This is a genomic window from Rhizobacter sp. (assembly GCF_035702065.1).
In the GTDB taxonomy this organism is placed as follows: domain Bacteria; phylum Pseudomonadota; class Gammaproteobacteria; order Burkholderiales; family Burkholderiaceae_C; genus Rhizobacter.
In genome coordinates this window covers 1-19,841 of record NZ_DASSRA010000167.1, presented here as the reverse complement: position 1 = coordinate 19,841, position 19,841 = coordinate 1, and the positions used below count along the sequence as shown (strand labels likewise).

The window sequence follows — 19,841 nt, the reverse complement described above, 5'->3', positions numbered from 1 at the left end:
CCCTCGCGGGCCGCTTCGGCAATCAGGCGACGCGCGGTCTCGAGGTTGCGCTCGACACTGGGCGTGGCAACTGTTTGCAAGGCGGCAATCCACATCGGCGAGGTCTCCATGAAACGCGTCACAGCTTACGCCCTTGCCCCCGTGGATGCCCTTAAGCCCACTACCGGCAACGCTGGTGCTTGTGGGGCAAAATCCGCCCCGCCATGGGTTCAGAGACCTTTTCAGTCGGCGCCGACCACAGCCGCTTCGTCCAGCGCGTGCGCCGCCGTTTCGGCAGCGAGCTCGCGCTGCTGCCTCCGGGTCTGCCCGACAGCAACAGCATCGCCGCGCTGATCGACACCCTGATCGCCAAGGGCCGCAGCCTGCCCAGCGCGCTGCGCGTGGCGCGCCACCTGGTGCTCGAGCGCCTGGCCGTGCTCGACATCGAGCACAACGCGCCCATGCAGGGCATCACCCGCGCGATGACACAGCTGGCCGAGACCACGCTTGATCGTGCACTCCAGCAGTCCTTCATCGACCAGGACGAGCGCCACGGTGCTCCGCTCAACGAAGCCGGCCAGCGCATCGACTTCTGGATCGTCGGCATGGGCAAGCTCGGTGCGCACGAGCTCAACGTGTCGTCCGACATCGACCTCATCTACGTCTACGAAGAAGACGGCCAGACCGCTGGCCCCAAGGTCATCAGCGCGCACGAGTACTTCTCGCAGGTGGCTCGCAGCCTTTACGCGCTGATCGGTGACAGCACCGACGACGGCTTCGTCTTCCGCGTCGACCTCGCGCTGCGGCCCAACGGCAACTCCGGCCCGCCGGTGGTGAGCCAGGCCATGCTGGAGGAGTACTTCCTGGTGCAGGGCCGCGAGTGGGAGCGCTTCGCCTGGCTCAAGAGCCGCGTGGTCGCGCCCGCCGAGAGCGTGCGCAACGGCCGCGCCAAGCAACTGAGCAGCACCGTCACGCCTTTCGTCTACCGCCGCTACCTGGACTACGGCGTCTTTGAAGGCCTGCGCCAGCTGCACCGCAAGGTGCGCGAGGAGGCGCAGCGCCGTGCCGCCGGCCGGCCCGAACGCGCCAATGACGTGAAGCTCTCGCGCGGCGGCATCCGCGAGATCGAGTTCATCGTGCAGCTGCTGCAGGTGGTGCGCGGCGGGCAGTTCCCCGAGATCCGCACGCGATCCACGCTGAAGGCACTGGAGAAGCTCGCCGCCGGCGGGCTGATGAAGCCCGAGAGCGCGCAGCGCCTGGCCGAGGCCTACGTCTTCCTGCGCCGGGTGGAGCACCGCATCCAGTTCCTCGACGACCAGCAGACCCACGTGCTGCCCACGGTCGACGCCGACCTCGGCTGGATCGCGCGCAGCATGGGCTTCACCTGCAACGCCGACACCTGCGAGCTGCTCAAGCACCTGGGCGAGACGCGCGAGTTCGTGGCCACCGAGTTCGACGCGCTGCTGCACGACGGCCGCGCGCCGGCCGCCCCCGGCGCGGCCAAGAACGGCTGCCGTACCTGCGGCCCGGCACCGCAGGCGGTCGACAACATCGAGTTCATGGAGCGCCTGCCGGCCGAGCTGGCCGAACGCGTGCGCCCCTGGGTCGACCACCCGCGCATCAAGGTTCTGCGCGAAGAGAGCAAGCTGCGCCTGGCCCGCCTGGTGATGCGCGCCGCCCATGCCGTGCAGGAGGACAGCTGCACCATGGAAGCCGCCACGCGCTTCATCGACTGGCTGGAGCCGCTGCTGCGCCGCGAGAGCTACCTGGCGCTGCTGGTCGAGCGGCCGGAAGTGCAGAACCGCCTGCTGCGCCTGCTCGGCCTGGCACGCTGGCCCGCGCAGTTCCTGATGCGCCACCCGGGCGTGATCGACGAGCTGGCCGACGAACGCCTGCTGCACGGCCGCTTCGAGCGCGACAACTACATTGCCGACCTGGAGGCGCGCTACCTCGCCTGGGGCCGCGCCGGCCAGGCCGACGAGGAGCTGCTGCTCGACACGCTGCGCCGTGCCCACCACGCCGAAGTCTTCCGCACCCTGGTGCGCGACGTCGAGGGTCACATCACCGTCGAGCAGGTGGCCGACGACCTCTCGGCACTCGCCGACGCCACGCTGCAGTGCGCGATCACCTGGGCCTGGAAGCACCTGCGGCAGAAGCACCGCGAGACGCCGCGCTTCGCCGTCATCGCTTACGGCAAGCTGGGCGGCAAGGAGCTCGGCTACGGCAGCGACCTCGACGTGGTGTTCCTGTTCGACGACAGCGACGAGGCCGATGCCTACCAGGCCGCCGACGCCTACGGCGCCTTCGTGCGCAAGCTCATCAACTGGCTGACCACGCGCACCGCCGCCGGCGAACTGTTCGACATCGACACCGCCCTGCGGCCTAACGGCAACTCGGGCCTGCTGGTCACCTCGCTCGATTCGTACGAGAAGTACCAGAAGGGCCGCGGCAGCAACACCGCCTGGACCTGGGAACACCAGGCCATCACGCGGGCGCGCTTCTGCGCCGGCACGGCCGACCTCGCGCCGCGCTTCGAAGCCGTGCGCCGCGCCGTGATCTGCGCCGAGCGCGATGCCGAGGCGCTGCGCACCGAGATCCAGGCCATGCGCGAGCGCGTCCGCTCCGCGCGGCCCGTGCCGCCCGATCTGTTCGACGTCAAGCACAGCCAGGGCGGCATGATGGACGCCGAGTTTGCCGTGCAGTACCTGGTGCTGGCGCACGGCAAGGCCCACCCCGAACTGCTCGACAACGTAGGCAACATCGCGCTGCTGCAGCGCGCCGAAGCCTGCGGCCTGCTGCCTGCGGGCGTGGGCCAGGCTGCCGCCGACGCCTACCGCGAGCTGCGCCGCGCCCAGCACAAGGCGCGGCTGGACGAGAAGCCGACCCAGGTCGAACCTGGCAGCGCGGCAGCGCAGCGCGACGCGGTGCTGGCCTTGTGGCACGCCGTCTTCCCGAGCCCCCCCTGATGCCACCACTGCTGCGTCGACCGGGCACCGCCTGGTGCGCCGTGGCCTTGGCGCTGCTCATCGGCAGCCTGCTGTCGTTCGCGCTGCATGCCACCCCTGCGCTGGAGTGGCAGCCCTCACTCGCGGCCACGCAAGCCTGGCGCTGGTGGAGCGCGGCCTTCGTGCACTACAGCGCGCTGCACCTCATCGGCAACCTCTGCGGGCTGGCGCTCACGGCGGCATTCGGCTGGGTCACGCACATGCCGCCGCGCGCGGCGCTGGCCTGGTTCATCGCCTGGCCGCTCACCCACCTCGCCTTCCTGTTTGCCGTGCCCGACCTGCTGCATTACGGCGGCCTGTCGGGCGTGGTGCATGCCGGCGTGGCCATCGTGATCACCCAGGTGCTGATCTTCGGCACGCGCGGCCAGCGGCTGGTGGTCGGCACCGTGCTGGTCGGCCTGCTGACCAAGATCGCCACCGAAACGCCCTGGCGCGAGGCCGTGCAGCGCCATGAGGGCTGGGACATCGGCATCGCCCCCATGGCCCACGTGACCGGTGTGCTCTCGGGCCTGCTCTGCCTGCTGCTGGCCCATGCGTGGTGGCGGCATTCGACGAAACACAACGCACCCCATGTCTGACCGCAAGACCCACCTCGACACCCTGGCCGTCGTCTCGCTCGTTGCCTGCAGCTTCCTGTGGGGCCTCAACCAGGTGGCCGCCAAGGCCGCGCTGGCCGAGATCCCGCCGCTGCTGCAGGCCACGCTGCGCTCGTTCGGCGGCGTCGTGCTGGTGCTGCTGTGGGCGAAGGTGCGTGGCATTCCGCTCTTCCAGCGCGACGGCACCTTGCCCGGCGGCCTGCTCGCCGGTGCGCTGTTCGCCGCAGAGTTCGCCTGCATCTTCTTCGGGCTGCAGTTCACCACCGCCTCGCGGATGATCGTCTTCATCTACTTCGCGCCTTTCATCGTGGCGCTGGGCATGCCTTTCATCGCCCGCTCGGAGCGGCTGTCGGTGGTGCAGACAGCAGGCCTCGTGCTCGCCTTCGCCGGCGTGGCGGGCGCCTTCGCCGAAGGCTTCACGCAGCCCGCGCTCGGGCCGCGGCAATGGGTCGGCGACGCACTGGGCGTGGTGGCCGCCGCGCTGTGGGCCGCCACCACGCTGAGCATCCGCGCAACGAAGCTCGGCATGGCCTCGGCGGAGAAGACGCTCGCCTACCAGCTGGGCGTGTCGGGGGTTCTGCTCGGCCTGGGCACGCTGGCACTGGGCGAGCACTGGCCGGCTCAGGTGTCGACGCTCGCGATCAGCTCGCTGCTGTTCCAGACCGTGGTGGTGGTGTTCGCGAGCTACCTGCTGTGGTTCTGGCTGGTGCGTCACTACCCGGCCACGCGTCTGTCCGCCTTCACCTTGCTCACACCGGTGTTCGGCCTGCTGATGGGCGTGGTGATGCTGAACGAGCCGCTCACCGCGCGCCTGCTGATGGCACTGGCCGGCGTGACGCTCGGGATGATGCTGGTGAACCGGAAGCGCTAACTGCGGATGCGCTTGACCAGCGAGGTGGTCGAGTAGCCGTCGACGAAGGGAATGGCGCGCGCATCGCCGCCCCAGCTGCGCACGAGCTTTGTTTCGGCCAGGGTCTCGATGTCGTAGTCGCCGCCCTTCACGTAGAGGTCGGGCCGCACGATCTTCAGCAGCTCGACGGGCGTCTGCTCGTCGAACAGGGTGACGAGGCTGATGCTCTCCAGCGCCGCCAGTACGCAGGCGCGATCGGCTTCGGCGTTGAGCGGCCGGTCCGGGCCCTTGCCCAGCAGGCGCGCCGAGGCATCGCTGTTCAGCCCCAGCACCAGGCTGCCACCCAGCGCGCGCGCCGCCGCGAGGTAGCTCACATGGCCGCGGTGCAGGATGTCGAACACGCCGTTGGTGAACACCACCGGCCGCGGAAGCTGGGCCAGGCGGGCCGGCAGCTCGGCGCGCGGGCACAGCTTGTCGAGGAAGCTCGTCGTCATGGCGCGGATTGTCGCCTGCGGGGCAGCGCCGGCCAACGCCTTGCGCCTAGACTTTGCGCCGATCACCTGAGGAGACACCCACCATGACGATCACGCTCTGCGGTTCCACCATCTCGAACTACTACAACAAGGTCAAGCTCGTGCTGCTCGAGAAGGGCATTCCCTTCACCGAGGAGAAGGTGGCCACCGGCCGCACGGACGAGGCGGTGCTGAGCGCCACACCGCTGGGCAAGATCCCCTTCATCCGCACGCCGCAGGGGGCGCTGTGCGAGAGCCAGGTCATCGCGGACTACCTGGAGGCCACGCACCCTACGCCGGCGCTGATCCCGGCCGACCCGTGGCAGGCCGCCAAGGTGCGCGAGCTCGTCACCTTCATCGACCTGCACCTCGAGCTCGTCGCGCGCGAGCTGCACTACAAGGCCTTCTTTGGCGGCGAGCTGAGCGAGGCCAACCAGGCGCGCATCCGCAAGCAGCTGGAGAAGAACATCGCCGCCTTCAAGCGCCTGGCGAAGTTCTCGCCCTACGTGGCCGGCGACACGTTCACGCTTGCAGACTGCGCCGCCTACCCCAGCCTGCCGCTCGTGAGCATGGCCACCAAGGCGGTGTACGGCGAAGACCTGCTGGCCGCCGCCGGCATCGACATCAAGGCCTACACCAAGTTCATCGGCGAGCGGCCGTCGGCGCAGAAGGTGACGGCCGACCGCAAGGCCGACCAGGCCAAGTCCTGAGCCACCAAAGAAAAAGGCCCGCATCGCGCGGGCCTTGTTCCTTGTGATCGCCGATCAGGCCGAGGCCGGCAGCGGGCCGCTCGGCTTGCCTGCGGCCACCGTGGCTGCCACCTTGGCGGTCACTTCCTTGCGGAAGCGGTTGAGTTCCTGGACGCTTGCGAAGCTGCGCTCCATCAGCAGGCTCATGTTGTGCAGGATGCGCTCGACGACCTTGGTCTCCCACACGGCGTCGAACTGGATCTGCTTGTCGAGCCACTGCTCCAGCCACTGCGGGTTGGGCAGGCGGCTCTGGATGGTGTCGCGCGGAAAGAGCTTCTCGTTGACGTGCAGATTGGTCGGGTGCAGCGCTTGCGCCGTGCGGCGGGCGCTGGCCATCAGCACGCCGACCTTGGCGAAGGCGGCACGCGCTTCGTCGCCGAACTTCTGCATCGCACGCTTCATGTAGCGGAGATAAGCGCCGCCGTGGCGGGCTTCGTCGCGCGCCAGCGTCTCGTAGATCGCCTTGATGACCGGCTCGGTGTGCCACTCGGCCGCGCGGCGGTACCAGTGGTTGAGGCGGATCTCGCCGCAGAAGTGCAGCATGAGCGTCTCGAGGGCGGGGGCCGGGTCGAACTCGAAGCGCACTTCGTGCAGCTCGGCCTCGGTGGGCACGAGGTCGGGGCGGAAGCGGCGCAGGTACTCCATCAGCACCAGCGAGTGCTTCTGTTCCTCGAAGAACCACACGCTCATGAACGCGGAGAAGTCGCTGTCGTCGCGGTTGTCACGCAGGAACATCTCGGTGGCGGGCAGGGCCGACCACTCGGTGATGGCGTTCATCTTGATGGTCTGGGCTTGCTCTTCGGAGAGCTGGCTGCCATCGAACTCGTCCCAGGGAATGTCGGTGTCCATGTTCCAGCGGACGGCTTCGAGTTGCTTGAACAGTTCGGGGTAAAGCATGGTCAGCCTTCGTTGGTTGAGGCGGGCATTTTAGTCGCGGCCTGCGTGACAGCGGTTTGACGCCCCGGGCGCCGCCAAGGGCACACGCGCCGGCGCATCCATTGCACCTTGCCGTGCGTAAGAGGCGTGTTTGGCGCAGGATCGGCGCCTCTTCCCACAACTGAGGCCGCTGCCATGACGATCAAGAGAGCGATCAAGAACACCCTTTTCCTGCTGACCCTCAGCGCCGCCGCGGGCGCGGCGCAGGCCGCCGACTGCCCGGCCCTGCTCAACCGCGAGATCCCGCGCCTGCAAGACGAGAAGCCGCAGAACCTGTGCCAGTACGCCGGCAAGGTGGTGTTGGTGGTCAACACCGCGAGCTTCTGCGGCTTCACGCCGCAATACAAGGGGCTGGAGGCGCTGTACGCCAAGTACCAGTCCCAGGGCCTGGTGGTGCTGGGCTTCCCCTCGAACGACTTCTCGCAAGAGCCGGGCGACAGCAAGACCATCGCCGACTTCTGCGAGAACACCTACGGCGTCAAGTTCCCGATGTTCATGAAGACGCGCGTGGCCGATTCGGCCGGGGCACAGAAGAGCCCGCTCTTCGCCGACCTGAAGCAGGCCACCGGCGAGGCGCCGAAGTGGAACTTCCACAAGTACGTGATCGCCCGCGACGGCAAGACCGTGCAGAGCTTCGGGAGCATGACCTCGCCCGACAGCAGCAGCTTCGTGAAAAACATTGAAAAACTACTGGATGCAAAATGAAGACTGATGAGTTATATTTGTGACTCATCAGTTCAACTTGGCTGGGCGATATGGCAAAAAACAGCTGCAAATTCAGGGAACTCGGCGTACAACAGTGCGTCGAACCCGGCGTTGGCGCGTTCATCGAGCCAGCGCGAACCAGTTCTATGCTGCACAGCCGGCCGGTTGATCCGGCTGGAATCCCGGGGCGGTTTTCCTCCTCCCTCCTCCCTCCCTTGTTCCCCCCGGGGCGCTGTGCGGCAATCTTTATTCCTCGGCGGAGCGCGGCCTGATGCGCCGCGTCGCCGTCATCGGCTCGGGCATCTCGGGCCTTTCCGCCGCCTACACGCTGGCCCCTGAAGCCCAGGTCACGCTCTTCGAGGCGGGCGACTACTTCGGTGGACACACCCACACGGTCGACATCACGCTCGATGGAGTCACCCATGGCGTGGACACCGGCTTCCTGGTGTTCAACGAGCGCACCTACCCGAACCTGATCCGCCTGCTGGGCGAGCTGGGCGTGGCCACTTCGGCCTCTGACATGTCGTTCTCCGTGAAGGCACCAGACATCGGCCTGGAGTGGAGCGGCAGCAACCTCAACACGGTTTTCGCGCAACGGCGCAACCTCGTGCGCCCGGCCTTCCTGCGCATGCTGGCCGAGATCCTGCGCTTCAACAGGCTCACCACCGCCCTGGCCGAGCAAGGTGCCGATGCTGCACTGCAGCAGCCCATCGGCGACTTCCTGGCCGAACACCGCTTCACCGCCGCGTTCCGCGACTGGTATTTCCTGCCCATGATCGGCTGCATCTGGTCATGCCCGACCGACCAGATGCTGCGCTTTCCCATCGCCACACTGATCCGCTTCTGCCACAACCACGGGCTGCTGCAGGTGGCGAACCGGCCGCGCTGGTTCACGGTGGCGGGCGGTGCGCGCAACTACGTGCACAAGATGCTGCCGCGCATCGCCGATGCCCGCCTGAACACCCCCGTGCGCAGCGTGCGCCGCCAGGCGGGCGGCGTGTTCGTGAGCACCGACCACGGCACCGAGCGCTTCGACGACCTCGTCCTGGCCTGCCACAGCGACCAGTCGCTCGCCTTGCTGGCCGACGCCACCGAGGCCGAGCGCGAAGTGCTCGGCGCCATCCGCTACCACCGCAACCGCGCCGTGCTGCACACCGACACCTCGCTGCTGCCCACGCGCCGCGGGGCGTGGGCCGCCTGGAACTACGAACGTGCCACCGATGCGCCGCGCGAGCAGGCCGCCGTCTGCCTGCACTACCTGATCAACCGCCTGCAGCCGCTGCCCTTCACGCAGCCGGTGGTCGTGTCGCTCAACCCGGTGCGCGAGCCCTCCGCCGCAAGTGTGCATGGCGAGTTCGACTACGCCCATCCGGTGTTCGACAGCGCCGCCATCGCTGCGCAGCAGCGCCTGCCGGCCTTGCAAGGCCACGGCAACACATGGTTCTGCGGCGCCTGGACGCGCTACGGCTTCCACGAAGACGGCCTGATGTCGGGCCTGGCCGCCGCCGAGGGCCTGCAGCGTCGGTGGGCGAACGTGCGCACCGCGGAGGCCGCATGACCTCCCGGCCACTGCTCGGCACGGGCCAGGTGCGGCACACGCGCCTGCAGCCGGTGGCCCACAGCTTCAGCTACCGCACCTACTTCCTGATGCTGCCGATGCGCAGCCTGCGCACCCGTGCCTCGGCCGAGCTGACACGCAACCGCTTCGGCCTGATCAGCTTTCACGACCGCGACCACGGCGATGGCCGCTTCGACAGCCTGGCCTGGCTCGACGAACTGCTCGCCCGCGAAGGCATCACCGACGCCACCGGCGAGGCCTGGCTGCACTGCTACCCGCGCGTGCTGGGCTACGCCTTCAAGCCGGTGAGCTTCTGGTACTGCCACCGCACCGACGACTCGCTCGCCGCCATCGTGGTCGAGGTCAACAACACCTTCGGAGAGCGCCACTGCTACCTGCTGCGCGGGCCCGATCTCGCCTTCGGGCGCGAGTTGCGCGCAGCCAAGGAGTTCCACGTCTCGCCCTTCTGCGACGTGGCCGGCAGCTACCGCTTCCGCTTTCTGCGCACCGACCTGCATCCGGCCGATGAGGACGTGCGTATGCACGCACAGAGAACGGTGGTGCGCGTCGACCACGACGACGACACCGGCCGCCCGCTGCTGCAGACCAGCGTGTCGGGCCGGCTGGTTCCGTTGACGCGGCGCAGCACGCTGGGCGCCTTTTTCGGCATGCCCTTGATGACGGTCTTCGTCGTCACGCGCATCCATTGGCAGGCCCTGCGGCTGTGGGCCAAGCAGGTGCCGTTCTTCCGCAAACCCGAGCCTCCGAAGAACTTCATCACGCGCTGAAAGACGAACCGATGAACACCCGCACCGAACCCGCCCGTTTCAACGCCCCCGACCTGCTTGCGCAAGCCCCGGCCGCCGCGCACGCCGTGTTCCAGCTGCTCAAGCACCTGAAGCACGGCACGCTCGACGTGCAACTGCCCGATGGGGGCCAGCTGCGCTTCGGCACCGCGGCCACCGGCGAACTGCGCGCCTCGATCCGCCTGCGCAACTGGAAGGCCTGCGCGGCCGCGCTCAAGTCGGGCGACATCGGCTTCGCGGAAAGCTTCATCGATGGCGACTGGAGCACGCCCGACCTCGCCAGCCTGCTCAGGCTCTTCATCGCCAACCGCGACGAGATCGAGCGCGTGGTCTATGGCAGCTGGTGGGGCTCGCTGCTCTACCGCGCGCGGCACCTCTTCAACCGCAACTCGCGCCGCGGCAGCAAGAAGAACATCCACGCCCACTACGACCTGGGCAACGAGTTCTACCGCCTGTGGCTCGACCCCACGATGAACTACTCCAGCGCCTGGTTCGAGGGCGACCGCAGCGGCAGCCTCGTCGACGCGCAATGGGCCAAGGTGCGGCGCACGCTGGCCGAATGCGGCGTGCAACCCGGCCAGCGCGTGCTGGAGCTGGGCTGTGGCTGGGGCGCTGTGGCCGAGTGTGCGGCCCGCGAGTTCGGGGCGCACGTCACCGGCGTGACCCTCTCGAGCGAGCAACTGGCGTGGGGCCAGCAGCGTCTGAAAGACGCCGGGCTCGAAGGCGAGCTGCGCTTTCAGGACTACCGCGACATCGACGATGCGCCCTTCGACGCCATCGTCTCGGTCGAGATGTTCGAAGCGGTCGGCCGCGAGTACTGGCCCAGCTTCTTCGACACCTTGAAGCGCCAGCTCAAACCGGGCGGCAAGGCCTGCGTGCAGAGCATCACCATCCGCGACGACCTGTTCGAGCGCTACGTGAAGTCGACCGACTTCATCCAGCAGTACATCTTTCCCGGCGGCCTCTTGCCCAGCCCCAGCGCTTTCCGCGCGGCCGCGGCGAAGGCAGGGCTCAAGGTGGTCAACGAACTCTCGTTCGGCGAAGACTATGCCGAGACGCTCAAGCGCTGGCGCGAGCGCTTCCTGGCCGAAGACACCCGTGTGCGCCAACTCGGATTCGACACGCGCTTCATGCGCATCTGGGAGTTCTACCTCGGCTACTGCGAAGCGGCCTTCGCCACCGGCAACACGGGCGTCATGCAGTTCACGCTGCAGCGCGATTGAAGGACGCATGGCCGTGCTCTCGCGCCGTACTGCCTTGCTGGGGCTGGCCTGCCTGCCCTGGGCCGCACAGGCCCAACCCGCCGAACTGGCCGGCACGCGGCTGCTCGGCCAGGGCCGGTTCACCTACTTCGGCCTCGATGTGTACAGCGCCCGGCTGTGGGTGACCGAGGCCTTCCAGGCCACCGACTTCGCCCGCCACCCGCTGGCACTGGAGCTGGAGTACGCGCGCTCGCTGGTGGGCCAGAAGATTGCCGAGCGTTCGCTGGCCGAGATGAAGCGTGTGGGCGAGGTGCCCGAGGACAAGGCAGCCCCCTGGCTGGCCGCCATGGCCCAGGTCTTCCCCGACGTGAACGCGGGCGACCGCCTCACCGGCCTCTACCAACCGGCCGAGGGCATGCGCTTCACGCTCAATGGCAAGCCGCGCGGCGAGATCCGCGATGCGGCGTTTGCGCGGCTCTTCATCGCCATCTGGTTGTCGCCGCGCACTTCGGAACCCAAGCTGCGGCAGGCGCTGCTGGGGTTGGCATGAGCGCGCCGGGCCGCTCGCAAGCGTTCATCCCGAAGCACGCAGTGCGCAAGGAGACCAAATGAACGCGGCGGCCTTGCCGATGAGGTGGTCGGGGCGTTGGCAGCAGGGCCTCTATTACGGCGCGCCGGGCTTTGCGCTTGCCTTCGTTGCCTTGCCCCTGTACGTGGTGCTGCCCAATCACTACGCCAGCGCCTTCGGTGTGCCCCTGGCCTGGCTGGGCGCGGTGCTGCTGGCCGCGCGGCTGCTCGACGCGGTGGTCGACCCGCTCATCGGCCGCTTCGCCGACGCGCTGCTCGACCGCTCGATGGCCCACGCCTGGGCCGCCATCGCGATGGCCGCGCTCACGCTCGCGCTGGGCTTTCGCGCGCTCTTCTTTCCGACCGCGGGCCTCGACACGCCCGCCTTGCTGACCTGGTGCGCGGCCTGGCTGGCCGTCACCTACCTGAGCTACAGCGTCATCACGGTGATCCACCAGGCCTGGGGGGCCCGCCTGGGCGGCGGCGAGGCGCAGCGCGCCCGCATCGTCGCCTGGCGGGAAGGCCTGGCGCTGTGCGGCGTGCTGGTGGCCAGCGTGCTGCCTTCGGTGGCGGGCCTGGGCGCGACCACGCTGGTGTTCGCGCTCACGCTGCTCGCGGCGATCGCCCTGCTGCGTGGCGCGCCGCAGCCGCAGGTGCCGATGCGCGCGGCCACCGCCTCGCTCGGCCTGCCGCTGCGCACGCCGGCGTTTCGTCGCCTGCTTGCGGTCTACCTGCTCAACGGCATCGCGAGCGCCGTGCCCGCCACGCTGGTGCTCTTCTTCATCCGCGACCGGCTGCAGGCGCCGGCGCACGAAGCGCTCTTTCTCGCCAGCTACTTCGCGGCCGCCGCCCTCTCGATCCCGCTGTGGGTGCGTGCCGTGGGCCGCTTCGGCCTCGCACGCAGCTGGCTCGCCGGCATGGCGCTCGCCATCGCGGTGTTCGCCTGGGCCGGTGCGCTGGGTGCCGGCGACGTCGTGGCCTACACGGTGGTGTGCGTGCTGAGCGGCGTGGCGCTGGGCGCCGACCTGAGCCTGCCCGCCGCGCTGCTGGCCGGCGTGATCCAGGGCGCGGGCCACGGCGGACGCGCCGAGGGCGCGTACTTCGGCTGGTGGAACTTCGCCACCAAGCTCAACCTGGCGCTTGCCGCCGGCCTGGCGCTGCCCGCCTTGCAGCTCTTCGGCTATGCCCCGGGCAGCCGCAGTGCGCCGGCACTCGACACGCTGGCGTTCGCCTACTGCGCGCTGCCCTGCGTGCTCAAGCTCGGCGCCGCCGCGCTGCTGTGGTCTCAATGGATCAAGAGGAACCGCCCATGAAACGCCTTCTCTGCGCCGCTGCAATCGGCATCGCCGCGGGCCTCAGCGCCTGCGGAACAGCGCCCACACCACTCGACTACGCCAACGAGAAGCCGGTGCTCGACCTGCAGCGCTACTTCAACGGCACCATCACGGCGCACGGCATCTTCACCGACCGCGGCGGCAAGGTGGTGCGCCGCTTCACCGTGCTGATGAAGTGCGACTGGACCGGCGACGAGGGCGTGCTCGACGAGGCCTTCACCTACAGCGATGGCAAGACCGATCGCCGCGTGTGGCGCCTGAAGAAGCTCCCCGACGGCAGATACACCGGCACCGCCGGCGACGTGGTCGGCACCGCCACCGGCCAGGCCGCGGGCAATGCCTTCCAGTGGGCCTACACGCTGCGCCTGCCAGTCGACGGCACCGTCTACGAGGTGCAGTTCGACGACTGGATGTTCCTCGTCGACGAGCACGTGATGCTCAACAAGGCGGTGATGAGCAAGTTCGGCTTCAAGCTCGGCGAAGTCACTCTCTCCTTCCACAAGCCCTGAGCCGCACATGTCCCTCAATCCCCGCCTCACCGACTGGAACGACCGCGTGGTCTGGCTGGTCGGCGCCTCGACCGGCATCGGCCGTGCCACCGCTGCGCTGTTGCACGAGCGAGGCGCGCGGGTGGTGGTGTCGGCGCGCAACGCCACCGCCTTGCAGGCGTTCGAGCGCGCCCGCCCCGGCAGCCTGGCGCTGCCCTTCGACGCCACCGACCGCGCGGCCTTCGTGCAGGCGACTCAACAGGTGCAAGAGCGCTTCGGCCGCATCGACCTCGTGCTCTACTGCGCTGGCTACTACAAGGCCATGCGGGCCACGCAGTTCGACCTCGACGAGGCGCTGCGCCACCAGGAGGTCAACTACGTGGGCGCGCTGAACATGCTGCATGCCGTGCTGCCGGTGCTGCTGGGCCAGCGTGCCGGGCACCTGAGCCTGGTGTCGAGCGTCGCCGGCTACCGCGGCCTGCCCAACTCGCTGGCCTACGGGCCGACCAAGGCCGCCTTGATCAACCTCGCGCAGACCTTGTACATGGACCTGCACCCGGTGGGGCTGGGCGCGTCGGTCATCAACCCGGGCTTCGTCGAGACACCGCTCACGGCACAGAACGAGTTCAGCATGCCCGCGCTGCTCACGCCCGAACAGGCCGCGCAGGCCATCCTCAAGGGCTGGGCCCAGGGCCGCTTCGAGATCCACTTCCCGAAGCGCTTCACGCTGTGGCTCAAGGCGCTCACGCACCTGAGCGACGCGATGTACTTCCGCGCCATCCGCCGGAGCACCGGGCTGTGAACAGCGCCGCCTCCGACCCCCGCGTGGCGCGCATCGTGGCGCTGTTCGAGCAGCTCACGCCGGGCGACATCGACCGCCTGGGCGAGTTCTACGCCGCCAACGCGTTCTTCAAGGACCCCTTCAACCAGGTGCGCGGCGTGCCGGCCATCCAGGCGGTGTTCCGCCACATGTACGCCTCGCTCGACGAACCGCGCTTCGTGGTGCGCGACGTGATCGTGCAGGGCGCCCAGTGCTTTCTGACGTGGGACTTCGTGTTCCGCTTCAAGCGCTTCAGCCGCGAACCCCAGACAGTACGCGGCGGCTCGCACCTGCGGCTGGACGACGCGGGCCGCATCGTGCTGCACCGCGACTACTGGGACGCGGCCGAAGAGCTGTACGAGAAGCTGCCCGTGCTGGGGGCGTTGATGCGCTGGCTGAAGAAGCGCGCGACGCGCTGACCCGCTACTTGAACACCACCGACACCGGCGTCGCGCCCGGCAGGCCCTGGTAGGTGACCGTGGCCCCGGCGCCGGCCTTGGGCGGCAACAGCGGCGAGAACGAGCCCAGGCTGATCAGCTCGCCGGGCTTCATCGCGCGGCCTTCCTTGGCCAGCGCCTCGGCCAGCCACACCACGGCGTTGAGCGGGTGGCCGAGGATGTCGCTGCCCTTGCCGCGAGCGAGTTCGGCGCCTGTGCCGTCGGCGAGGATCACCGTCATGTCGCGCAGACCGTCCAGCAACGCGTAGCGCTCGCCGCGGTAGGGCGGCACGTCGATGGGCTTGCCCATCACCCCCATGCGCGCGCCCACATTGATGGCGCTGACGCCGGGGCCGCCGAGCTTGGGCGGGGCCTGCACCAGCAGGTCGGGCAGCTCGATGAAGGGGATGACCTGGTCGATGGCGTCCAGCACCTCGGCCGGCGTCTTGGCCTGGTTGACGGCGGCGCTCTTCACGCGCACCAGCATGTCTGCCTCGTACAGCGGGCGCGCGCCGAAGCCGGCCTCGACCACCGCGCCATTGCTCACGAGCATGCCTTCGTACAACACGCCCCAGACCGGCTTGTCGTAGTTGAAGCGCTTCTGCACCGCGGGGTTGGTGAGGCCGGCCTTGTAGCCCACGACGGCGCCGTAGCGCTTTGCGAGCAGGGCGTTGAGCTTGGCGCGCGTGCAGGCCCCATCGGCCTCGCTGAGGCCTTCAGGGGTGGGGGCGGGCGTCTTGGCCACGAAGCCGTCGTACAGCGCCGCCGCCTGGGCGTCGGTCAGGCATTCGGCGTGGGACAGGGAAGACGCGACCAGCAGCACAGCGGTGAGCATCGAACGCAACACGGTCATGACGAGCCTCCTCAGCTTGTTGAACGACTACTTGAGCCAGCCCTTGCGGCGGAAGTACCAGAAGGGCGAAAGAATGCTGACCAGCATGAGCCCGATGGCCAGCGGGTAGCCGAAGCGCCAGCTCAGCTCAGGCATGTCCTTGAAGTTCATGCCGTAGATGCTCGCGATCAGCGTCGGCGGCAGCAAGGCCACGCTGGCCACCGAGAAGATCTTGATGATTTTGGTCGGGGTGATGTTGATGAAGCCGACGGTCGCATCCAGCAGGAAGTTGATCTTGTCGAACAGGAAGGCGGTGTGGCTGTCGAGCGAGTCGATGTCGCGCAGGATCTGCCGCGCCTCCTCGAACTGCTCGGCGTTGAGCATGCGACTGCGCATCATGAAGCTGACCGCGCGGCGCGTGTCCATCACGTTGCGGCGAATGCGGCCGTTCAAGTCTTCCTCGCGGGCGATGGCCGCCAGCGCCTGGCCGGCAGCCTGGTCGTCGACCTCCTGCTTGAGCACGCGCGCGCTCACCTTCTCCAGGCTGTCGTAGATGCTCTCCAGCGCATCGGCGCTGTACTCGGCATCGGCGTCGTAGAGCTTGAGCAGCACGTCTTTCGCGTCTTCGATCAGCGCCGGGATGCGGCGTGCGCGCAAGCGCAGAAGGCGGAACACCGGCAGGTCCTCGCCGTGGATGGAGAACAGCACCTTGTTGTGCAGGATGAAGGCCACGCGCACGTTGCGCGGGGTCTCGTCGTCGTCGATCAGGAAGTCGGAGCGGATGTGCAACTCGCCGTTGTCTTCTTCGTAGAAGCGGGCGGACTCTTCCAGGTCGTCGTCGACCACGTCTTCGGGGATGCTGACGCCGAAGTGCTGCGCGATCCAGCTCTTCTCTTCGGGCGTGGGCGACTCCAGGTCGACCCACACCGGGTGCACGTTGGCCAGGGCACCCGGGCTTTCGATCTCTTCTTGAAACAGCCGGCCGTTGGCCAGCGTGAACACGTTCAGCATGCAGGGGCTCCGGGAGCGGGCAGGCGCTGTCGGATCGCGCGCTGCTGCGGTGGCCTAAAAAGGGGTGACGGGCTAACTGGAAACCGCCTCACCCCGGGGAGCCAGCAAGCGCCGAGGCAGAGAGCCGAGGCGCCGCGGAGCATGTCAGAGTGGACGGTCACCGAGGGTGACTGCTGTCCATATGCGTGGTTCGCACTCCGTGAACGAAACGGCGAATTATCACACCCGCCTGCAAACGTCATCAAGCTGCGCCAACCCCACGCAACCAAGGGCAATGAGGCTGCAGACGTGACGTAATCGACGCAGTTTGCCCTGGCAAAACCCGGCCGCGTGAACACACCTGCTGGCTGCGTTGTCACCCGCTTGTCACACCGCTTTTTCAGGCGCACACTGGTTTCAACGAACTTCGGTTCCACCCCTCTCCTCCCCCCTCCCCCTGCCTCCTCGCCTCTCCCTGCTTTCCCCACCCCCTGCGAAAGGAGTCCTCATGAATTTGACGATCAGCGGCCATCACCTCGAGGTGACCCCAGCCCTGCGTGAGTACGTGCTTACCAAGCTGGATCGCATCACCCGCCATTTCGATCAAGTCGTGGACATCAATGTGCTGCTGTCGGTAGAGAAGCTAAAGGAAAAGGAACGAAGGCAGAAGGCGGAGGTCACGCTCCACGTGAAGGGCAAAGACATCTTCGTGGAGAACTCGCATGAAGACCTCTACGCCGCCATCGACCAGCTGATGGACAAGCTGGACCGGCAGGTCTGCCGGCACAAGGACAAGCTGCAGGACCACCACCATGTGGCCGCCAAGCGCCTCGATGCGACGCTCTGACTCGCCACCTTCTGGTGCACAAAGCGGCCTGCGGGCCGCTTTTTTCCTCAATCAGCGCACTGGCACCTGCAAACGCGGGGCCGCATGCGTTGCTGCGACGCAGCAGCCCGTGCACAATTCCTCGCAGGGGCTGGCGTAAAGCTTGGCGTGCGTCAAGCCTGCGTTTTTATAATTGAACAATCAGTCACTAATCAGACTGCGCCTCGCACGAGACCACAGCGTGACCTGCAGATGAACCGACTCTCCGCCATCCTGCCTCTGAGCAACGTCCTCGTTGACGTGGAGGCCACCAGCAAGAAGCGCGCGTTCGAGCACGCGGGCTTGCTGTTCGAGAACCAGCACGCGATTGCGCGCGCCACGGTCACCGACAACCTGTTTGCGCGCGAGCGTCTCGGTTCCACCGGCCTGGGCCATGGCGTGGCCATCCCCCACGGCCGCATCAAGGGCTTGAAGAACCCGCTGGCCGCCGTGGTGCGCGTGCAGCAGCCGATTCCCTTCGACGCGCCCGACGACGAGGCCGTCAGCCTGCTGATCTTTCTGCTGGTGCCCGAAGCGGCCACGCAGCGGCACCTGGAGATCCTCTCCGAGATCGCCGAGATGCTGAGCGACCGCGAACTGCGGGAGCGCCTCAAGACAGAGGCCAGTGCGGCCAAGGTGCACGAGCTCATTGCCAACTGGGAACCGTTGAAGTCCGTCGCCTGACGACCGGACCAGACACCGCACCGCGTGAAACCCTCAGTCATCAGCGCGGAGGCGCTGTTCGAAGAACACCGCCCGGCCCTGCGCTGGGAATGGGTTGCCGGCCACGCCCACCCTGAGCGCCGATTCGACGAAGCGGCCGTGCGGAACGCGCAGTCGGCTGCCGACCTGGTGGGGTATCTCAACTACATCCACCCCTACCGCGTGCAGATCGTCGGCCGCCGCGAAGTGGCCTACCTGCAGGACTCATCGCCCGAAGACCAGGAGCGCCGCATCCAGCGCATCGTGACGCTGGAGCCGCCAGTGGTGATCGTGGCCGACAACCAGACGCCGCCCGACAAGCTGGTGGCCTTGTGCGACCGCGCCGACATCCCGCTCTTCGTCACAGATGGCTCGGCCGGGCACGTGATCGACGTCGTGCGCGGCTACCTGGCGCAGCTGTTCGCCGAGCGCACCACGCGCCACGGCGTGTTCATGGACATTCTGGGTGTGGGCGTGCTGCTCACCGGCGAATCGGGACTGGGCAAGAGCGAACTCGGCCTGGAGCTCATCTCACGCGGCCACGGCCTGGTCGCCGACGATGCGGTGGATCTGTACCGCATCTCGCAGACTGCCATTGAAGGCCGCTGCCCGGAACTGCTGATGAACCTGCTCGAGGTGCGCGGCATCGGCCTGCTGGACATCAAGTCCATCTTTGGCGAGACCGCCGTGCGCCGCAAGATGCGGCTCAAGCTCATCGTGCACCTGGTGCGCAAGGAGACGCTGGAGCGAGACTTCGAGCGACTGCCCTACGAACCGCTGAACGAAGACGTGCTCAACATCCCCGTGCGCAAAGTGGTGATCGCCGTGGATGCCGGCCGCAACCTGGCCGTGCTGGTGGAGGCTGCGGTGCGCAACACCATCCTGCAACTGCGCGGCATCGACACCTACCGCGAGTTCATCGAGCGGCATCAAAAAGCCATGCTGAAAAACGAGGGCGGGAAGTAGGCAGAGCCTCCCCCAGTCGCTCTCCTACTTGGCGGCTTTGTGTGGGCAGTTCTTCTTCGTGCAGACGGCGTACAGCGACAGCGCGTGGTCCTGCAGCTCGAAGCCGCGTGCGTGCGCAATCCCGTGCTGGCGCTTCTCGATCTCGGGGTCGTAGAACTCCTCGACGCGGCCGCAGTCGATGCACACCAGGTGGTCGTGGTGCTTGCCCTCGTTGAGCTCGAACACCGCCTTGCCCGATTCGAAATGGTTGCGCGACAGAATGCCCGCCTGTTCGAACTGCATCAGCACCCGGTAGACAGTGGCCAGGCCGATGTCGGCGCCATCCGTGAGCAGCGCCTTGAAGACGTCTTCGGCCGTCATGTGACGCTGGTTGCTGTGTTGGAACACGTCGAGGATCTTGATGCGCGGCAGCGTGGCCTTCAGGCCACTGCTCTTGAGGTCATCGGCGTTGGACATGGCAGGGGTTCTCGGCTGGTACGCAGCGGGCCGCGAGGGGGCAGCCGCTAGAATCTTTGGATCATATCGAGGTTGGTGCGCCGCAGCGTGCCCAGACCCACCACCATGCGACTCCCCCTTCCCTTTGCCGCCAGCCTGATTGCCGCCACACTGCTGGGCGGCTGCGGCACGCTGCAAGACAGCGACAACTTCCTCGGCATCATCACCCCGTACCGCATCGAGGTCGTGCAAGGCAACGTGCTGACCAAGGAACAGGTGGCGATGATCAAGCCCGGCATGACGCGCGCCCAGGTGCGCGACGTGCTCGGCTCACCGCTGCTGACCGACCCCTTCCACGCCGACCGCTGGGACTACGTCTTCACCATCCGCCGCCAGGGCACCGAGCCGCAGCGCATCAGCGTCGTCGCCTACTTCGAAGGCGATGCGCTGAAGAAGCTGGACGCGCCGGAGCTGCCCTCCGAGCGCGAGTTCGTCGCCTCGATCAGC

Annotated in this window: 22 protein-coding genes; 17 read left to right on the top strand and 5 right to left on the bottom strand. The window is 67.7% G+C overall.

Annotated elements, in window-relative coordinates; all coding sequences use genetic code 11:
• Positions 1–203 precede the first annotated feature (203 nt).
• From glnE to VFL64_RS07990, 3 genes are read left to right on the top strand one after another with little or no spacing between them, the layout of a single operon-like run.
• On the top strand, positions 204–2,945 hold the full coding sequence (gene glnE / locus VFL64_RS08000) for a bifunctional [glutamate--ammonia ligase]-adenylyl-L-tyrosine phosphorylase/[glutamate--ammonia-ligase] adenylyltransferase (RefSeq protein ID WP_489539848.1): 2,742 nt from the start codon (positions 204–206) through the stop codon (positions 2,943–2,945).
• Positions 2,945–3,562, top strand: coding sequence for a rhombosortase (gene rrtA / locus VFL64_RS07995; RefSeq protein WP_489539847.1), 618 nt, complete (start codon positions 2,945–2,947; stop codon positions 3,560–3,562). The genes glnE and rrtA overlap by 1 nt, the downstream gene beginning before the upstream one ends.
• On the top strand, positions 3,555–4,451 hold the full coding sequence (locus tag VFL64_RS07990) for a DMT family transporter (RefSeq protein ID WP_489539846.1): 897 nt from the start codon (positions 3,555–3,557) through the stop codon (positions 4,449–4,451). Before rrtA ends, VFL64_RS07990 begins: the two co-directional genes overlap by 8 nt.
• On the opposite strand, the gene rfaE2 is transcribed toward VFL64_RS07990, so the two are convergent.
• Positions 4,448–4,924, bottom strand: coding sequence for a D-glycero-beta-D-manno-heptose 1-phosphate adenylyltransferase (gene rfaE2, locus VFL64_RS07985; protein ID WP_489539845.1), 477 nt, complete (start codon positions 4,922–4,924; stop codon positions 4,448–4,450). The two genes, VFL64_RS07990 and rfaE2, sit on opposite strands and share 4 nt — an antisense overlap.
• Before the next feature lie 83 nt (positions 4,925–5,007).
• Between rfaE2 and VFL64_RS07980 the strand changes: the two genes are divergently transcribed.
• Positions 5,008–5,652 (top strand): glutathione S-transferase, encoded by a 645-nt coding sequence (locus VFL64_RS07980; RefSeq protein WP_489539844.1) that lies wholly within the window; start codon positions 5,008–5,010, stop codon positions 5,650–5,652.
• Positions 5,653–5,706: 54 nt separating this feature from the next.
• Here the strand turns inward: VFL64_RS07980 and VFL64_RS07975 are convergent, their stop codons facing one another.
• Positions 5,707–6,588 (bottom strand): ferritin family protein, encoded by an 882-nt coding sequence (locus VFL64_RS07975; protein ID WP_489539843.1) that lies wholly within the window; start codon positions 6,586–6,588, stop codon positions 5,707–5,709.
• Between the two features lie 174 nt (positions 6,589–6,762).
• On the opposite strand from VFL64_RS07975, the gene VFL64_RS07970 reads away from it, so the two are divergent.
• From VFL64_RS07970 to VFL64_RS07930, 9 genes are all read left to right on the top strand, one after another.
• Complete coding sequence (locus VFL64_RS07970) at positions 6,763–7,332, top strand: glutathione peroxidase (protein ID WP_489539842.1); 570 nt, start codon at positions 6,763–6,765, stop codon at positions 7,330–7,332.
• 271 nt (positions 7,333–7,603) lie between these two features.
• A complete protein-coding gene (locus VFL64_RS07965) occupies positions 7,604–8,890 on the top strand; it encodes an NAD(P)/FAD-dependent oxidoreductase (RefSeq protein WP_489539841.1) in 1,287 nt (428 codons plus the stop codon).
• Positions 8,887–9,678: a DUF1365 domain-containing protein gene (locus VFL64_RS07960; RefSeq protein WP_489539840.1), complete on the top strand. Its 792-nt coding sequence runs from the start codon at positions 8,887–8,889 to the stop codon at positions 9,676–9,678. Before VFL64_RS07965 ends, VFL64_RS07960 begins: the two co-directional genes overlap by 4 nt.
• Positions 9,679–9,689: 11 nt before the next feature.
• Entirely contained in the window at positions 9,690–10,919 is a 1,230-nt protein-coding gene (locus VFL64_RS07955) for a class I SAM-dependent methyltransferase (RefSeq protein WP_489539839.1), read from the top strand.
• Between the two features lie 7 nt (positions 10,920–10,926).
• Positions 10,927–11,448: a chalcone isomerase family protein gene (locus tag VFL64_RS07950; RefSeq protein WP_489539838.1), complete on the top strand. Its 522-nt coding sequence runs from the start codon at positions 10,927–10,929 to the stop codon at positions 11,446–11,448.
• A 58-nt stretch (positions 11,449–11,506) separates the two neighbouring features.
• On the top strand, positions 11,507–12,778 hold the full coding sequence (locus VFL64_RS07945; protein WP_489539837.1) for an MFS transporter: 1,272 nt from the start codon (positions 11,507–11,509) through the stop codon (positions 12,776–12,778).
• Entirely contained in the window at positions 12,775–13,308 is a 534-nt protein-coding gene (locus VFL64_RS07940; RefSeq protein WP_489539836.1) for a DUF3833 domain-containing protein, read from the top strand. Before VFL64_RS07945 ends, VFL64_RS07940 begins: the two co-directional genes overlap by 4 nt.
• 7 nt (positions 13,309–13,315) lie before the next feature.
• On the top strand, positions 13,316–14,089 hold the full coding sequence (locus VFL64_RS07935; protein ID WP_489539835.1) for an SDR family NAD(P)-dependent oxidoreductase: 774 nt from the start codon (positions 13,316–13,318) through the stop codon (positions 14,087–14,089).
• A complete protein-coding gene (locus VFL64_RS07930) occupies positions 14,086–14,526 on the top strand; it encodes a nuclear transport factor 2 family protein (RefSeq protein ID WP_489539834.1) in 441 nt (146 codons plus the stop codon). The genes VFL64_RS07935 and VFL64_RS07930 overlap by 4 nt, the downstream gene beginning before the upstream one ends.
• A gap of 4 nt (positions 14,527–14,530) precedes the next feature.
• On the opposite strand, the gene VFL64_RS07925 is transcribed toward VFL64_RS07930, so the two are convergent.
• Together VFL64_RS07925 and corA are read right to left on the bottom strand one after the other, a co-directional pair.
• A complete protein-coding gene (locus tag VFL64_RS07925; RefSeq protein WP_489539833.1) occupies positions 14,531–15,397 on the bottom strand; it encodes a 2-keto-4-pentenoate hydratase in 867 nt (288 codons plus the stop codon).
• A gap of 27 nt (positions 15,398–15,424) precedes the next feature.
• Complete coding sequence (gene corA, locus VFL64_RS07920) at positions 15,425–16,387, bottom strand: magnesium/cobalt transporter CorA (RefSeq protein ID WP_489539832.1); 963 nt, start codon at positions 16,385–16,387, stop codon at positions 15,425–15,427.
• A gap of 487 nt (positions 16,388–16,874) precedes the next feature.
• On the opposite strand from corA, the gene hpf reads away from it, so the two are divergent.
• The 3 genes from hpf to hprK all read left to right on the top strand — a co-directional run bounded on the left by hpf (position 16,875) and on the right by hprK (position 18,899).
• On the top strand, positions 16,875–17,213 hold the full coding sequence (gene hpf / locus VFL64_RS07915) for a ribosome hibernation-promoting factor, HPF/YfiA family (RefSeq protein WP_489539831.1): 339 nt from the start codon (positions 16,875–16,877) through the stop codon (positions 17,211–17,213).
• Positions 17,214–17,444: 231 nt separating this feature from the next.
• The gene (gene ptsN, locus VFL64_RS07910; RefSeq protein WP_489539830.1) at positions 17,445–17,915 is read left to right on the top strand and encodes a PTS IIA-like nitrogen regulatory protein PtsN; all 471 of its coding nucleotides are present in this window, start codon (positions 17,445–17,447) and stop codon (positions 17,913–17,915) included.
• A gap of 24 nt (positions 17,916–17,939) precedes the next feature.
• Positions 17,940–18,899 (top strand): HPr(Ser) kinase/phosphatase, encoded by a 960-nt coding sequence (hprK, locus tag VFL64_RS07905; protein WP_489539829.1) that lies wholly within the window; start codon positions 17,940–17,942, stop codon positions 18,897–18,899.
• Positions 18,900–18,923: 24 nt separating this feature from the next.
• Here hprK and fur read toward each other — a convergent pair whose 3' ends face one another.
• On the bottom strand, positions 18,924–19,355 hold the full coding sequence (fur, locus tag VFL64_RS07900) for a ferric iron uptake transcriptional regulator (protein ID WP_489539828.1): 432 nt from the start codon (positions 19,353–19,355) through the stop codon (positions 18,924–18,926).
• 105 nt (positions 19,356–19,460) lie between these two features.
• On the opposite strand from fur, the gene VFL64_RS07895 reads away from it, so the two are divergent.
• Positions 19,461–19,841 (top strand): outer membrane protein assembly factor BamE (locus VFL64_RS07895; protein WP_489539827.1); only part of this gene is annotated, 381 nt, incomplete at its 3' end.

Bases quoted from the DNA above. Each gene is read 5' to 3' on its own strand.
- glnE (WP_489539848.1), top strand. From the start codon at position 204: ATGGGTTCAGAGACCTTTTCAGTCGGCGCCGACCACAGCCGCTTCGTC.
- rrtA (WP_489539847.1), top strand. From the start codon at position 2,945: ATGCCACCACTGCTGCGTCGACCGGGCACCGCCTGGTGCGCCGTGGCC.
- VFL64_RS07990 (WP_489539846.1), top strand. From the start codon at position 3,555: ATGTCTGACCGCAAGACCCACCTCGACACCCTGGCCGTCGTCTCGCTC.
- rfaE2 (WP_489539845.1), bottom strand. From the start codon at position 4,924: ATGACGACGAGCTTCCTCGACAAGCTGTGCCCGCGCGCCGAGCTGCCG.
- VFL64_RS07980 (WP_489539844.1), top strand. From the start codon at position 5,008: ATGACGATCACGCTCTGCGGTTCCACCATCTCGAACTACTACAACAAG.
- VFL64_RS07975 (WP_489539843.1), bottom strand. From the start codon at position 6,588: ATGCTTTACCCCGAACTGTTCAAGCAACTCGAAGCCGTCCGCTGGAAC.
- VFL64_RS07970 (WP_489539842.1), top strand. From the start codon at position 6,763: ATGACGATCAAGAGAGCGATCAAGAACACCCTTTTCCTGCTGACCCTC.
- VFL64_RS07965 (WP_489539841.1), top strand. From the start codon at position 7,604: ATGCGCCGCGTCGCCGTCATCGGCTCGGGCATCTCGGGCCTTTCCGCC.
- VFL64_RS07960 (WP_489539840.1), top strand. From the start codon at position 8,887: ATGACCTCCCGGCCACTGCTCGGCACGGGCCAGGTGCGGCACACGCGC.
- VFL64_RS07955 (WP_489539839.1), top strand. From the start codon at position 9,690: ATGAACACCCGCACCGAACCCGCCCGTTTCAACGCCCCCGACCTGCTT.
- VFL64_RS07950 (WP_489539838.1), top strand. From the start codon at position 10,927: ATGGCCGTGCTCTCGCGCCGTACTGCCTTGCTGGGGCTGGCCTGCCTG.
- VFL64_RS07945 (WP_489539837.1), top strand. From the start codon at position 11,507: ATGAACGCGGCGGCCTTGCCGATGAGGTGGTCGGGGCGTTGGCAGCAG.
- VFL64_RS07940 (WP_489539836.1), top strand. From the start codon at position 12,775: ATGAAACGCCTTCTCTGCGCCGCTGCAATCGGCATCGCCGCGGGCCTC.
- VFL64_RS07935 (WP_489539835.1), top strand. From the start codon at position 13,316: ATGTCCCTCAATCCCCGCCTCACCGACTGGAACGACCGCGTGGTCTGG.
- VFL64_RS07925 (WP_489539833.1), bottom strand. From the start codon at position 15,397: ATGACCGTGTTGCGTTCGATGCTCACCGCTGTGCTGCTGGTCGCGTCT.
- corA (WP_489539832.1), bottom strand. From the start codon at position 16,387: ATGCTGAACGTGTTCACGCTGGCCAACGGCCGGCTGTTTCAAGAAGAG.
- hpf (WP_489539831.1), top strand. From the start codon at position 16,875: ATGAATTTGACGATCAGCGGCCATCACCTCGAGGTGACCCCAGCCCTG.
- ptsN (WP_489539830.1), top strand. From the start codon at position 17,445: ATGAACCGACTCTCCGCCATCCTGCCTCTGAGCAACGTCCTCGTTGAC.
- fur (WP_489539828.1), bottom strand. From the start codon at position 19,355: ATGTCCAACGCCGATGACCTCAAGAGCAGTGGCCTGAAGGCCACGCTG.